Genomic DNA, 14,920 nt, shown 5'->3' with positions numbered 1-14,920 from the left:
GGCGAACCAGGTGTGCAGCTCCTGCCACGATTTGACGACTTCGCACTTCAACACATCGGGGAAGCGGCTAAGGAGCGGGTTCGCCAACGACAACACGAACAGCAACTGCCGGCAGTGCCACGATCCCGGGACCGCGGCGGTGACCGCTCCCCACATGTACTCGACGTACGCTGCGTACCAGTCTTCGGCGCACAACACGCTGAAGTGCACGGAGTGCCACGACGTTCACGGCAAGGCGGGGGCCTATGCCGCCATGACGAAGGGGAACAAGCAGGCGATGTGCTACCAGTGCCACAAGGACCCCGCATCGGGCGGAATCCAGAACCTCGCGATTTCCGGCTCCGTCTACTCCAACAACATCCAGGGCGCTTTCGGGATGTCCTCGAAACATCCGCTGGGCACCTCGTTTTCCATCGGCGGCGGCACCTACTCGCTCGAATGCACCTCCTGCCATAACGTGCATATAGTGACCGGAAAATACCTGCAGGCGGGCCAAGGCAAGAGCCCGGTGACACGGTTCACGAACAATCTCGCGGTGTGGGGAGCTTCGCCGGGCCAGAAAATGAACGACTACGCCGGAACCGGCAAATACCAGACGCCATACGTTACGGTGAATACGCTCGGAGGGGCCGAGCTGCCGGACTATGTCGGCTTCTGCATGGACTGCCACCAGTATGCGGTCAACGCGATCGTGGCCAAGGACTGGACGAACGATCCGCACGGCCTTAAAACCGCCGGGCTGACCGGCATGATCACCGGCGGAGGCATAACCGGCGCCCAGTACGCCGGACCGAAGGATTGCCCCAACTGGGAGGGATGCGGAAGAGCGATCGACTGGGGGACTTCCGATTCCTGCGACGAGGCGGCTGCGGCCTCCGCCGGTGTCAACCAGTGCTGGCCCGTGAAACCCCTGGGGTCCGGCACTTCCGCCTGGGTCAAGGGAGCGTACGATCAGGAGCTTCGGAACGCGGGAGTGAATTACGTCCTCTCCTGCACCGACTGCCACGAAGCTCACGGTTCGAACAAGTACAAGCTGCTGCGCTACTCCTTGAGCAATTCACTGGACGACAACACCGTCGGAAACGACGTCGAGCTGGTCAACGACCGTCGGACGATGGGGTTCGGTACCGGCAACAGCGTGGGGGTATGCTACGCGTGCCACTATCCGAAGACGAGGGAACACTCCTACAACCCGGGCTGGCACAACAACGGAGTGTGCGCCACAGGCCCGTGCCATCAGCCGGATCCATACGACCATGTGGCGTTCGGGGCCGGCGAGTGCTACGGGCGGTGCCACTCCAGCACCTATGTGTGGAACACGGACCTCATGAACACGCCGAGCGAGTGGGCGACCTTCCATGAAAACAAGCGGAAGGGGACGGCGACGCAGGCCGCCCCCGCCCACGAAAACGGCCTCGTCGTCCATTACCCGTTCGAAGGCAACCTCAAGGACAACAACATGTGGAACAACCACGGTCTGTGGGTGAACGGGGCCGGCACCTACACGTCCGGAAGGGTCGGGACGGGAATCCAGGTGAACAACAACCCGATCGAGGTCGGCAGCGACGGCTCGGTATCGGGTTCCGCGGTATGGGATTCCACGAACAACGGAAAAACGGGCAACATCTCCAGGCTTACGGAAATGAAGTACAACATGACGCTGGAGGCGTGGGTATACCCGACCGTCAGCGACAACAACGAGCGAAAGATCATGGCGAAGAGTAACTATTGGCAGGGAGGGTATGCCTTATTCCTGAAGCAGATAGACGGGAGATTACGGGTCGCCATGTTTACCAACATGACCGGAGGGGGTCCGACAAGCGACTGGGACGGAACGACCTGCAACGGATTGCGCGGAGCTTTCAGCACGGTTTCGATCCCGCTAAACCAGTGGACCCACGTCGCCGCCACCTACGATTCCACCGGGCCGGACCGGGACTCCTTGGATGGATCCGCCGGGAGGATCAGGATCTATGTTAACGGCGAGGACGTGACGACCAGTTATAGCAGTATATCGTCCTGCTACGCCCAACCCGGCGCCGGCGAAAACGCCATGTTTCCGTTCAGCGACATGAGATTCAAGGACGCAAGCAGGTGCAGCGGCTGGTGCGCGACGGCCCTGTCAATCGGAGGCTTGAACTGGTCGGATGCCGCGAACAACTTCATAGGCCGGTTGGACGAGGTGAAGGTCTGGAACATCACCAAGTCCCCCTCGTATTTCCAAACCATCGACACCATGGCGCCCCCGCGGATCGACAGGGTGGAAGGGGTAATCGGGACAAACCAGCTCTACGTGACCTTCTCCGAGGGGGTGTACTCCAACTCGAACGGTACCGGCGCCCTTGACCGATTCGATTTCACTCTGACGGATACCGACAACGGCAGGACTATAACGGGGGTGACGCACACGGCGGGCGCCTCCACCGCCACTCTGACCTTGAATGCCGCCCTCGACAACTCGAACGACATCAACGTGGACACCCTTGCAGCGGCCGCGAATTCGATTTTCGACGATCACGGGAATCCCGCCGACACGACGTCCGTGGTCATCACGCAGTTCTCCGGATGCCCGACCGGCCAGGTCGTCTTCAACCTGGACGAATCGGCCGGCAGCGCCTTCGTCCTGGACAATTCGAACCTGCTCTACGGCGTTGTGAACGATCCGTCCAACACCATGGGCAGCGGCACCTTTTACGGGGACAACAGCAACAACTACATCAAGTTCGAGTACAACAACAGCTGCCTGCAGGCGGACACGGGGATGCGGCTGGAGGCGCGGATCAGGCCCACCGGGATGTCCGGCACGACGAACTACATAAAGCGCATCGTCGGACGTCTTGTCAACGGCGGCAACTACCAGGTGTCGGTCTGGCGGAACAATGCCATGTCGGGATGGACATACAGCGCACCATCCGGCGTGGCTTCCATCGCGTTCTGGGCGAACCCGGTAGACAGGCACGGGGGCGTGGCGACCAAGCCGGTCCTGACCGATTACACGCTTTGCCCGATCGTTTCCGACCACTGGTATTACGTCCTTGCGGTCTGGGACAACAACAAGGCGGGGGGGATTCCGGGGCAATACTTCGTGCCGGCCGACATTTACGTTGAGGATCAGGGTACCAACGGGAATTACAACGACAACCTGTGGTCGGGTCTGAGGAACTGCACCAAGGCCGACCAGTCTTACCAGGGGACGGACAATTCCAGGAAGTTTTACACAGGAGATTCGATCGTGAAGGCGAACGGCATATTTGCGATAGGATCGGATGCGAGCCTTGGCAGCAATGTGTTCTACGGCTGGATCGACTGGATCAAGTGGTACGGTTCTGCCGGCGCGCCGCCTTCCGGACCTGCGCGTGAATGGGACTACGAGATTGATTTGTCGATGCCCGTGCCGGGCCCTTGAGAGGGCGCAACACGTTCGCAAATGCGTTGACTTCTCCTGCCGCCGAATTTATATTTTCCACCATCACCTTGGACCTTCAGCTACAGGCGAACCCGTACGGCAATCGAGAGCGGATGGACGTCACACGAGCGTTATCCCGGTGCCCGTAACTGCAACCGACCGTTTCTCACGCGGAAAAAGCGTTCTTCCCGCCGCGATGGCGCTTTTCTTTATGCTGGCGCCGCTCCAGGTAAAAGCGTTCAGGGCCGGCGACCGGCATGTAAATCTGAACGGGCAATCCCTTGATGTGACGTGGGACTCGCTGACCATGGCTCCACAGAACATCACGGCGGTCGGATCCGACCTGCTCGAGATCAAGAACATCGCGGGTTTGACGAAGAGTGAGATCAACGAAATCGGGGCCCTTCTGGTCGGGAAATACGGTTCGCTGCTTAAAGTTCCGCCCGAGCATCTTGTCCTGAAGAAAGCGGAAAAGACGGACGGCATATGGCGCGTAAGTTACCAGCAGAGGGTCCGCGGAATGGCGGTTTACGATTCTTCCCTCGTGTTTTCCATCGATACCGACGGGCATATAAAGTCGCTCGACGCCATGCTTTATCCGAACGCGCGCGCCCCCGGGTCGGTGAAAATTCACCGCGGCCAGGCAATCAAGGCGGCGCAGAGCTCCCTGCCGGCGACGGAAAGGAAGGAGTATCGCCTCTTCGCGGAGAACATGGCTATATTCCCGGAGAGGAATGCGGGGTCCGTCGAGTACCGCCAAGTGTTTGTCATAAACATGTTCCCCAGGAAGAACGGCAAGTCCTCCTCATCCGGCGGATGCGCAGTGATCGTAGACGCCCAGACGGGTAAAGTCGTACGAATCCAGGCCTTGCAGAAGTCGCAAGGATGCAGCCTGCCGTAAGAGTCGATTCCCGAAGAAACCTTCCAGTAAGAAAAACCCGAACGGAAATTTTTACAAACGCACCGAAATCGGCCAAGTACGGTCGATTTCCGTGTATTATTTTTCAGATGGATCGACGGCATGGGAAGCGGACCTATGGCTGACGATACTCCAAAGCGCTCCAGGGCCGTGCGCCCCAAGGCATCGCGAAGAGGCAACAGGGAAAACGCGCGTCTCCTCGCGGAGCTCAGGGAGAGCGAGGAACGATACCGCCGCGTCGTGGAGCGTTACCCTGACGTGGTCGCCATCCTGCAGGACGGAAAAGTCGCCTACATCAACGAGCCCGGGGTGAAGTTCTTCGGAGGAGTTTCGCCGGAGGATCTTGTCGGGCGGAACGCGATGGACCTTGTACACCCCGATTCCAGGGAGCTTGCGGGGAGGCGTATCGGGGAGTTGATGGAGGAGCGGAAGGGAACCCCCGTGGAAGAGGCGAAGTTCCTCCGGCTCGACGGCACCGCCGTGGACGTGGAGGTGCATGCGATACCCACCGTGTACCAGGGCCGCCCCGCCGTCCTTGGCTTCGTACGCGACCTTACCGAGCGAAAACGTGCGGAGGAGGAACTGCGGTCCAGCGGAGAGACTCTCCAGGCGCTCATCAACGCGTCGCCGCTGGCCATCGTCACGTTCGATCCGGTCGGGAACATACGTATGTGGAACCCGGCCGCCGAACGAATGTTCGGTTGGATGGCGCAGGAGGTGGTGGGCAGGCCTCACCCGATAGTTCCGGAGGACAAGAAGGAAGAATTCCGTGCGTTCCGTGAATTCGCACTCGGCGGCGGGACGTTCACCGGCAAGGAGCTTCGCCGCGTGCGAAAGGACGGCTCGGCCATCGAAATCAGCGTATCGACGGCGCCGTTGCGCGACGCGTCCGGCGGGATCACCAGCATAATGTCCATAATAACGGACATTTCCGAGCGGAAGCGGGCCGAGGAAGCGCTGCGGCTCAGCGAGGATCAGCTTCGCCAGGCTCAGAAGATGGAGGCGGTGGGAAGGCTGGCAGGAGGGATCGCCCACGACTTCAACAACCTGTTGATGGCGATAACTGGGTACAGCGAACTGTTGCTCGACCGGGTCGGCGACAGCGAACCGATGTGGAGAGAGATCGAGGAGATCCGCAGGGCCGGCGCGCGGGCGGCGGCGCTCACCCGCCAGCTTCTCGCCTTCAGCCGCCGCCAGGTTCTTCAGCCGAAGCTGCTTGAGTTGAACTCGGTAGTGCTGAACGTGGAAAGGATGCTCCGGCGGCTGATCGGCGAGGACGTCGAACTGGTCACTTCGCTGGGCGAGGGATTGGGGAAGGTGAAGGCCGATCCGGGCCAGGTTGAGCAGGTGATCGTGAACCTGGCGGTCAATTCCCGGGACGCCATGCCTGCGGGGGGCAGGCTCGATATCCGGACAGCGAACGTGGACGTTCCGAAGGGGGCATCTTCACCGCCCGCCGATGTTCCCGCGGGCGAATGGGTCGTTCTTTCGATGAGCGACACCGGCACGGGAATGAGCGAAGAAGTCAAGACGCACCTGTACGAACCATTCTTCACCACGAAGGAGAAGGGGACGGGCCTGGGGCTTGCCACCGTATACGGCATCGTCCGGCAGAGCGGGGGGCATATTCGGGTCGACAGCGTTTCCGGGCGGGGGACGACCTTCGAAATATACCTGCCCCGTTTCGACGGTGCGGCGGATCCCCACGATATCGCCCCCGCCGAGCCGGGTTCCCTGGGTGGAAGGGAAACGATCCTGGTGGTGGAAGACGAAGAAATGGTGCGTGAGCTTGTATGCGAAATTCTGCTGCGAAGCGGGTACACGGTGCTGGAGGCGGGTAACGGGGAAGAGGCGCTCGAGATATCCATGCGGTACGGGAAACCGATCCACCTTATGGTGACGGACATGGTGATGCCGAAGATGAGCGGGCAGGAGCTTGCCGAGCGGCTGTCCCCGCTTCGGCGGGAGATGAAGGTGCTTTTCATGTCCGGCTACACGGACAAGGTTTCATTGCATCACAGGGTGGCGAACCGGGAAGTGGCATTCCTGCAGAAACCGTTCGGTCCTGGAACGCTCACGACGAAGGTCCGCGAGGTGCTGGAATCGGGGCCGGGGGGGACGTATAGATGAAGAAGTCGGGGACCGGCCCGGCCTTGAAACGCTCGGGAGGAAGAAAGGCAGGGGAGATCCGCCCGATCCGGATCGTCGAAGGGGTGCAGAAGCACGCTGAAGGGTCGGTTCTTTTTGAAATGGGCGACACGAAAGTGGTCTGCGCCGCGTCGATCGAAGAGCGGGTTCCGCCATTCCTCAAGGGAACCGGCAAGGGATGGGTCACCGCGGAATATTCGATGCTGCCGCGTTCCACGGACACACGGGTGGCCAGAGAGGGGAGAACGGGGAAGGTCCAGGGGCGCACGTATGAAATCCAGCGCCTGATCGGGCGCGCATTGAGGGCGGTGGTGGATTTCGAGGCGCTGGGAGAAAGGACGATCACGATAGACTGCGACGTGCTCCAGGCTGACGGAGGGACGCGCACGGCGTCGATCAACGGCGCCTGGATCGCCTTGTGGCAGGCATGCGCACGGCTGGTATCGGGCGGAACGATTTCATGGAATCCCGTCCGGGAGCCCGTCGCGGCGATCAGCGTCGGCGTCGTGGGAGGCAGGATCCTCGTCGACCTCGACTACGAGGAGGATTCATCCGCCGAAGTGGACATGAACGTGGTAATGACGGGTAGCGGGGACATGGTCGAGGTCCAGGGAACCGCCGAAGGCAGGCCGTTCACCCGCGGCCAGCTCGACGCAATGCTACGGGCGGCCATGGGCGCGGGGAAAAGTATCGCGCGGATGCAGAATTCCTGGAGGCGGGGGAGCAAGTGATCCGGCTCCTCCTGGCCACGAAAAACCGCGGGAAAGTCCAGGAGCTAAAGGCGCTGTTGGGGCTGGGAGCGCTGAAAAACGTCGAGGTCAAGGCGATCTTCGAAATGCCGCATATAAAGGAACCCGAGGAGAACGGGAAGACCTTCTCCGATAACGCCCGGATCAAGGCGCTTCATTACGCCGCGGCCCACCGGCTGATGTGCATCGCCGACGACTCCGGCATTGTGGTGGACGCGCTGGGAGGACGGCCCGGAGTGCATTCCGCGCGATACGCGGGCCCGCAGGCGTCGGATCGCGACAACAATGCCATGCTCCTTGACGATCTTAAGGCGTGTCCCGGGCCGTGGAAAGCGGCGTTCGTATGCGTGGCGGTCTGCGTGCTTCCAGGCCGCGTGATCGCGGAAACGGACGGCCGGATCGACGGTGAGATCATCCCCGCCCCGCGCGGGACGGGAGGTTTCGGTTATGACCCCGTCTTCCTTGTGAAAGGGACGGGAAGAACAATGGCCGAGCTATCCACCGAGGAGAAGAACAGGATCAGCCACCGCGGCCAGGCGATCCGCAAGCTTGTCGCGGAACTGCGCGCCCAGGGGGTGCTGGGGTAAGGCGCCTGTGCCGGCGGTTGCCCTTCCATGCAGTATCCTGGTTTTTGGATATAGATGATGCCGCCGAATCCGCCTATAATCCATCAAAGCGTATCGTAAGAAGACGTCGGGATTTAGCGCAGCCTGGTAGTGCACTTGCCTTGGGTTGAGGAGAAGGGTTGAGATCGTGACCGAGACGGAAATAAAGGTTGTTCTTCAGAAGATCGTGGAGCGTATAACGGAGCGTTTTCGGCCGGAAAAAATCATTTTGTTCGGTTCGTATGCACGTGGCAAGCAGACAGCGGACAGCGATGCCGATCTGTTGATCGTCATGAATGTAACGGGTTCCAAGCGAATGACTGCAGTCGAGATCGATTTGCTACTTGTAGGAATACCGATACCGACAGACATAATCGTCGTGACCCCCGAGGAAGTTGAGATATACCAGGATTGCGTGGGAACCATCATCCGCGAGGCGATTCGCGAAGGTAAGGTTATTTATGAACGTGCGGCCTGAAATCGTTCACGAGGTGTTTCTCTGGGTCGAGAAAGCGGAACATGATCTGACCGCGGCAAAACATAATATGCAATTGGTATGTGAAGGGCTCGCGGAGGTCGTTTGTTTTCATAGCCAGCAATGCGTCGAAAAGTATCTGAAAGGCATCCTCGTCCTGCATGGGATTTCATATCCCAGGACACACGACCTGCGCGTGCTGCTTGATCTTGCCTGCCATCATACTGCACTCGATCTTCCTCCGGATCAGGTTCTTCCGTTGAACCGTTATTCGATCGAGGGGAGGTACCCGGGGAATTGGGACCCGATTACCGAAGAAGAGGCTTCGGGAGCAGTGGAAATGGCTCGCCGAGTAAGGGATAGGATACGGTCGTTATTACCGGATGAAATTTTGAAAGGCAATACCTGATTTTGGCGGGTAGGGCTCCTTTAATCCGGTATGCTTTCCTTGTGATTTCGGGAAGGCGAACGCGAGCCGGTCGGGGCGAAGCCTGACCCCTTGCGATATATGAGTTGTAGTGCGAAATGGATTTATAAGTCGGGACGTAGCGCAGCCTGGTAGCGCACTTGCCTTGGGAGCAAGGAGCGAGAATCCGACAGATCGGAATATGGAACTGTGGATTCGAGCTCCGAGGCAGCGCCGAGCGGTTAGCGAGGAATAGGCGCCATGGATGGCGCCGTTAGCTGCCGAGGCCGCCGGCGGAGTGAGTACAAGGATGTACGAACGCGAGCCGGTCGGGGCGAAGCCTGACCCCTTGCGATATATGAGTTGTAGTGCGAAATGGATTTATAAGTCGGGACGTAGCGCAGCCTGGTAGCGCACTTGCCTTGGGAGCAAGGGGTCGGCGGTTCAAGTCCGCCCGTCCCGACCAGAATTTTCAAGTAGTTGCCTGTTTTCCGTGCCGGCCGCCTGTAGCAATTCTTACCAAAAGGTTACCAGAGTTTTCCTGGTCTACTGGGTCGCGGAGGACAAGAATCCAACTGGCTTACAAAAACGAACGGTGGTTCCAGCGCAATTTGTCCTCGGGGAAGGAGATCGTAATGTTTTTTCCGTGGGAAATCGTAGCTGGGTCGATCAGGCAGGATAAAACCTTCGACGACCTGAGCCAAGCCCTCAAGGAATTCCGGAAAGGTGGGCGAGTCCGACCGGACTGACGATATTTGCAGCGTTGAACATAGGGAATGGCCTTCATGGATCTTCCGCCCATCCAATTTTCTTTTCTGAATAAACCCTAACAAATCTGCTTGACCTCGAATTCTTGTAGGCCGTACATTGGCCGTACATCATAAAGGAGAGCCGCTTGTGCCACGGAAAACAGAGAAACTGACCATTAGGATCGACCCCGTCGTGAAAGAAGCGTTGCGTCAAGCGGCGGAACATGACAATCGGAGTGTCGCGAACATGATCGAGGTCCTCATCCGGGACCATTGCCGGAAAGCAGGCGTCGAGATCGAAGGTGTCCTCTCTATGGCGGAACAGAGCGCGGCGAGAAAGGTGCGAAGGTAGGCGGAGGAGCCTATGACCGGCTACAACGAAGCATTCTCTCGTGTCCTTATCGACAAAGCACTTCGAGATAGCGGTTGGAACATCCTCGACGACAAGGTTGTCCGGTTCGAGGTAACGGGTTCGAGCGGCCGCGTAGATTACCTCCTCTTCGGAAAATACGGTCCCCTCGCTGTCCTTGAAGCAAAGCGCGAGGACGAGGACCCTTACGACGCCAAGGAGCAGGCTCGCAAATACGCCGAGACCGCCAAGGTGCCTTTTGTCATCCTCTCCAACGGCCGACAGCACTGGTTCTGGAACTATGAGCGGGCCGACCAGCGAGATGCCTACCGTATCGAACGGTTCCCCTCCCAGGAGGATCTCGATCGGCTCCGCCAGAAGAATCTCAAGCCGCCCAGTCCCCTGATGTCGGAACCCATCGGCTCGGATTACCTCAAGCCATTTCGGAGAGACATCGGCCTCCGCGGGTATCAGATCCGAGCGATCGACGAAGTTTCCAATCAGTTCGACGAGCAGGGGAAGCGGAAATTCCTTTTGGAGATGGCAACCGGAACCGGCAAGACACTGCTCTGCGCCGCCCTTGGCAGGAGGTTCCTCGTCACCCGGAACGCCGAGCGCATCCTCTTTATTGTGGACCGCATCGAGCTTGCCAAGCAGACGATGGAGGACTTCGAGGTTATCCTCCGGGACTACAAGCCGGTAATCTTCAAGACCGCGCGCCGCCGCCCTCTGGAGCTGCTCGGCTCTTGTGTGGTTGTCGCCACGATCCAGTCACTGATGGTCGACCGCCGTTACCGGACGGAGTTCACCCCGTTCCACTTCGACCTGGTTATCAACGACGAGGCCCACCGGTCCATCTACGGCGATGCCCGGGAATGTGTCCAGTTCTTCCAGGCGACGCGTATCGGCCTGACCGCCACCCCCAAGGCATACCTCCTCAATGTGGACATTGGCGCTCTGGGGCAGGAAAACCCGAAGGCCCTTGAGGCCCGCCAGCTCCGCGACACCTACATCTACTTCGGTTGTGAACCGGGGGAGCCGACCTTCCGGTACGACATGATAGAGGGTTCGAAGGATCCCGAAGGCCCGTTCCTCTGTACGCCCAAGATCTTCGACATCCGGTCGGACATCACGACGCAGGCCCTGGACGATGGCGGGTGGGCCGTCACGATCGACGAGCGGGAGGAGAACTACAAGGTCCAGGACCTCGAACGGAAGATCTTCACACCTGAGCGCAACCGGGTCATGTGTGAGGAGTTCCTGAAACACGCTCAGCGCGAGCCCAACGGAAGCCTCGGAAAGTCCATCATCTTTGCTGTAAACCAGACCCACGCGACCAACATCACGAAGATCCTAAACGACATGCAACCGGAGATTGCGGTGACGATCACCTCACGGATTCCAGACTCCTCGTCGATCGCCAAGGAGTTCCGTGACGGAAAGCGGAAGGAGCGCGTCGCCGTGTCCGTGGACATGCTGTCCACAGGCTACAACTGCCGCAATCTCCTGAACATCGTGCTCATGCGCCCCGTTTTTTCCCCGACGGAATACATTCAGATCAAGGGTCGGGGGACGAGGCTCTACACGTTCAAGCACGACGGTAAAGCCTACGACAAGGAACATTACTTCATCCTCGATTTCTGCGGTGTCGCGGAATACTTCGAGGAGAAATATGACTACACCATTCCCATCCTGTTGCCGATCCCCAAGGGTGGGGAGGCTCCCCCGACTACACCCCCTGGTCCGGGCCCCGGTCCAGGCGTCGGGCCGGAACTCGTACCGCCGGAGCCGGGTCCTCCCAAGCCCCCAAAGGAAATCCCCGTTTGGACGGGCCGAGACATCGTGGTTTCGGAGGAGATACGGATCGTCGGCCCGGACGGGGAGAAGGTGGACATCCTGACCTTCCGAGGCCGCTTCGAGAAGGACGTCCAGGAATTTGCCGAGAAAGACCCGGCGTTCAAGGAAGCCGTGGAAAACGAGGACGACGACGCTGTGGAGACCATCATGCAGGAGCGGTTCTTCCACAAGCCGGAGATGTTCTACTCTGCGGACAAGCTGGTCAAGGCTTATGACGTCCCGGCCCCGACACCGTCCTTCGTTTACGGGGCCTTCGGCCGGCGCCCGCTTCCCACCAAAGACGAGATCGTCGACGATACGGTGGACTCGATCGCCGCTCGCTTCAACCTGAGGTACAGCGAGCAGAAGCTCTTGAGCGCCATGGCGGGGCTCGTGGCGGAAGACCCCGAATCGCTCCGGAAGTTCCTCGACAACGACGTCACCCTGTACGACAGCAGCCAGTTCAATAAGATCGGTGGGCTTCCCGCTCTGGCACGGTTCGAGCACCGCGATGAGGTGTTCGGAGCCCTGCGCCAGTCGATGCTGGTGCGGCAGTCCATCCAAGGAGCGATAAACGCATGACGCCGAGCATCATCACGGTTCCATCGAACGGGAACAACTTCTTCTCTTCCGGCCTTCGTGGGAAGGTCGACGCCCTCATGGACATGCTCTACTCGGGTGGTGTCAACAATCCCATGGACTCAATCGAGCAGATCTCCTACCTGCTTTTCCTGCGACTCCTTACCGAGAAAGACAATCAACGGGCGGCCGTCAGCAAGACGTACAAGAAGATCTTCTCAGGGAAGTGGGAGAGATATTCCTGGGAGCATTTCGTCACGTTGGCCGGAGACGAGTTGTTCGAGACGGTCCGCGGCGCCATCGAGGCGATCCACGGCCTGCCCGGCCTGTCGGCAACAGGCCAACTGCTCTTCAACCGCGCCACGCTAAAGATCTACGACCGCCCCACGCTGCGTGCCGTCGTCCAAGCCATTAACGACATGGATCTCACTACGACCGACGGCCACGACTTTAAGGGGGACATGTACGAGTACCTGCTCGGCAAGATCGCCGTCTCGGGCACAAACGGGCAATTCCGGACTCCCCGGCACATCATCGACATGATCGTGGCGATGGTGAACCCACAACCGATGGAACAGATCTGCGACCCGGCGTGCGGAACTGCCGGGTTCCTCATCTCCGCCTTCTACCACATCATGAAGCAGCACACGAATCCGGCGGACTTGGAAAAAGGCACCATCGACGGATCGCTCCTGAAACCAAAGCAATGGAAGCACCTGGACGAGATGGCCTTCACCGGGTACGACAACGACGCGAACATGGTGAAGATCGCCATCCTGAACCTGTACCTGCACGGTCTGGAGAAGGCCAACATCGAGTTCTTCAATCCGTTGACGACAAGCATCAGTGGGAAGTACCCGGGAGCCACCTACGATGTGATACTCGCGAATCCTCCCTTTGCCGGGTCGATCCAGAAGGAAAGCATTCTTTCTGACATCAATCTACCCACCCGCGATACCGAACTGCTGTTTCTGAAGTGGTTCATTGACCATCTCGCTCCGGGAGGACGCGCAGGGGTAATCGTGCCCGCCGGTGTCCTTTCGGGGGCCACGAGGTCGCACAAGAAACTCCGCGATATGCTCCTGAACGAGTGCGAGATGCAAGCCGTGGTTTCCATGCCGTCGGGGGTGTTCAGACCCTACGCCGGAGTCAGCACGGCATTCCTGGTGTTCAGGAAGGGAGGGAGGACCAAGACCGTCTGGTTTTACGATATTACCGCGGATGGCTACTCCCTCGACGACAAACGAACGACGACAGAGGCGAACGACATCCCCGACGTTCTCGCCAAATGGACCGGCCGAGAGGAGGGACCGAATAGCCTCCGTATACCGGTCGAGAAGATCGTCGAGAACGACGGCAGCCTTGCAGTGGGCCGGTACAAGGTCATCGCGGCTGAAGCCGTCAATCACGACACGCCGAAGGAAATCCTTGCGGAGGTATTGGTTCTCGAAGAGAAGATTGCGAAACAAGCGAAGGCATTGCTGGCCGAGGTAGGGAAGTGAAACAGGTTTGGCCCGAAAAACGGCTTGGAGATGTTTGTCAGATCAACCCTCGGGAGGGGAAAGGCGGTCTACCGCCTGCCGAGACCGAAGTATCCTTCGTTCCGATGTCCGCCATCGACGAAACAACCGGGTCGATACGTTTTGCGGTAGTCAAGCGGTGCGGAGAAGTCTCGAAGGGGTACACCTCCTTTCGGGAGAATGATGTTCTCTGCGCCAAAATCACTCCATGCATGCAAAACGGCAAGGCGGCGATCGCCCGGAATCTGACCGGAGGCATCGGATTTGGTTCCACTGAATTCCATGTGTTGCGTCCGGGACCGGAAGTGCTCCCGGAGTGGGTTTTTGCTTTTGTACGACAACCGTCTTTCAGGACGGCTGCAGAGGCAAATTTCACCGGAACGGCGGGGCAACAGCGTGTTCCTACAAACTTCATGACCAACTCGCGGATTCCGGTTCCGTGCATCTCTGTGCAGGAAAGGATCGTGACGATTCTCGATACCGCAGATCGACTCCGCCGTCTCAGAGAGGAGGCCGACCATCGTACGGGGAACCTAATTCCTGCGTTGTTCAAAGAGATGTTCGGGGATCTTGCGGCGAACCCGAAAGGGTGGCCAAATGCCACCTTGGGTGAACTAGCAGAGATAAACCCGCGACCTCTCAATACCACGGGGATATCGCCCGACACCGCTGTCTCTTTTATCCCGATGGCTGCGGTAGATGAAAAGGCAGGAGTTATCGCTCGGCCAGAGACGAGATTACTTTCCGGGGTGTCAAAAGGTTTTACGTCCTTTAAGGATGGAGACGTCCTTTTCGCAAAGATCACACCATGTATGCAAAACGGCAAGGCAGCCATTGCTCAAGATCTGATTGGTGGAATAGGGTTCGGCTCCACTGAATTTATCGTGCTTCGTCCACGCCCGGAAGTACAAGCCCAATTCATCTTTTCGATCATTCGGCGAGATGGATTCATAAAAGAGGCAGAGATAAACTTTACCGGTACCGCAGGGCAACAGCGAGTTCCACGAAGTTTCATTGAGGGCTACAAATGCTTCAGGCCACCGTTATCTCTGCAAAAAGAATTCGCCGCCCGCGTTGCTGAGATCCGCTTGCTTGAGGCCAAGCAAGCCGAATCCTGCCGCCGGCTGGACGATCTGTTCCAATCCCTTCTCCATCGCGCGTTCCGAGGGGACCTGTAAC

General features: G+C 58.9%; 11 protein-coding genes and 1 tRNA gene. All 12 read left to right on the top strand.

Annotated elements, in window-relative coordinates; all coding sequences use genetic code 11:
• Positions 1-3,406, top strand: a 3,406-nt coding sequence (locus HY896_14170) for a hypothetical protein (GenBank protein MBI5577493.1), incomplete at its 5' end; no start/stop codon positions are given.
• Between the two features lie 139 nt (positions 3,407-3,545).
• Complete coding sequence (locus HY896_14165) at positions 3,546-4,307, top strand: hypothetical protein (protein ID MBI5577492.1); 762 nt, start codon at positions 3,546-3,548, stop codon at positions 4,305-4,307.
• Between the two features lie 135 nt (positions 4,308-4,442).
• A complete protein-coding gene (locus HY896_14160) occupies positions 4,443-6,455 on the top strand; it encodes a PAS domain S-box protein (GenBank protein ID MBI5577491.1) in 2,013 nt (670 codons plus the stop codon).
• On the top strand, positions 6,452-7,204 hold the full coding sequence (gene rph, locus HY896_14155; protein ID MBI5577490.1) for a ribonuclease PH: 753 nt from the start codon (positions 6,452-6,454) through the stop codon (positions 7,202-7,204). Before HY896_14160 ends, rph begins: the two co-directional genes overlap by 4 nt.
• Complete coding sequence (gene rdgB, locus HY896_14150; protein MBI5577489.1) at positions 7,201-7,809, top strand: RdgB/HAM1 family non-canonical purine NTP pyrophosphatase; 609 nt, start codon at positions 7,201-7,203, stop codon at positions 7,807-7,809. The genes rph and rdgB overlap by 4 nt, the downstream gene beginning before the upstream one ends.
• Before the next feature lie 166 nt (positions 7,810-7,975).
• Positions 7,976-8,305: a nucleotidyltransferase domain-containing protein gene (locus HY896_14145; protein ID MBI5577488.1), complete on the top strand. Its 330-nt coding sequence runs from the start codon at positions 7,976-7,978 to the stop codon at positions 8,303-8,305.
• Positions 8,289-8,711, top strand: coding sequence for a HEPN domain-containing protein (locus tag HY896_14140; GenBank protein MBI5577487.1), 423 nt, complete (start codon positions 8,289-8,291; stop codon positions 8,709-8,711). The genes HY896_14145 and HY896_14140 overlap by 17 nt, the downstream gene beginning before the upstream one ends.
• 386 nt (positions 8,712-9,097) lie before the next feature.
• Positions 9,098-9,174 (top strand) — tRNA-Pro (locus HY896_14135).
• A 401-nt stretch (positions 9,175-9,575) separates the two neighbouring features.
• Positions 9,576-9,809 (top strand): hypothetical protein, encoded by a 234-nt coding sequence (locus tag HY896_14130; GenBank protein MBI5577486.1) that lies wholly within the window; start codon positions 9,576-9,578, stop codon positions 9,807-9,809.
• Positions 9,810-9,821: 12 nt separating this feature from the next.
• Positions 9,822-12,224, top strand: a complete 2,403-nt coding sequence (locus HY896_14125) for a DEAD/DEAH box helicase family protein (protein ID MBI5577485.1) — start codon at positions 9,822-9,824, stop codon at positions 12,222-12,224.
• Positions 12,221-13,723, top strand: a complete 1,503-nt coding sequence (locus HY896_14120; protein ID MBI5577484.1) for an SAM-dependent DNA methyltransferase — start codon at positions 12,221-12,223, stop codon at positions 13,721-13,723. Before HY896_14125 ends, HY896_14120 begins: the two co-directional genes overlap by 4 nt.
• Entirely contained in the window at positions 13,720-14,919 is a 1,200-nt protein-coding gene (locus HY896_14115; protein MBI5577483.1) for a restriction endonuclease subunit S, read from the top strand. Before HY896_14120 ends, HY896_14115 begins: the two co-directional genes overlap by 4 nt.
• The last annotated feature ends 1 nt before the right edge of the window (position 14,920 follow it).

The sequence above is a fragment of the Deltaproteobacteria bacterium genome, assembly GCA_016218975.1.
GTDB lineage: Bacteria > Desulfobacterota > Deferrimicrobia > Deferrimicrobiales > Deferrimicrobiaceae > JAENIX01.
The sequence above is the reverse complement of the archived record's forward strand: the minus strand, read 5'-3'. Positions and strand labels throughout refer to the sequence as shown.

Excerpts from the sequence above, each read along its gene's own strand:
- HY896_14160 (MBI5577491.1), top strand. The coding sequence starts at position 4,443 with ATGGCTGACGATACTCCAAAGCGCTCCAGGGCCGTGCGCCCCAAGGCA.
- rph (MBI5577490.1), top strand. The coding sequence starts at position 6,452 with ATGAAGAAGTCGGGGACCGGCCCGGCCTTGAAACGCTCGGGAGGAAGA.
- HY896_14140 (MBI5577487.1), top strand. The coding sequence starts at position 8,289 with ATGAACGTGCGGCCTGAAATCGTTCACGAGGTGTTTCTCTGGGTCGAG.
- HY896_14125 (MBI5577485.1), top strand. The coding sequence starts at position 9,822 with ATGACCGGCTACAACGAAGCATTCTCTCGTGTCCTTATCGACAAAGCA.
- HY896_14120 (MBI5577484.1), top strand. The coding sequence starts at position 12,221 with ATGACGCCGAGCATCATCACGGTTCCATCGAACGGGAACAACTTCTTC.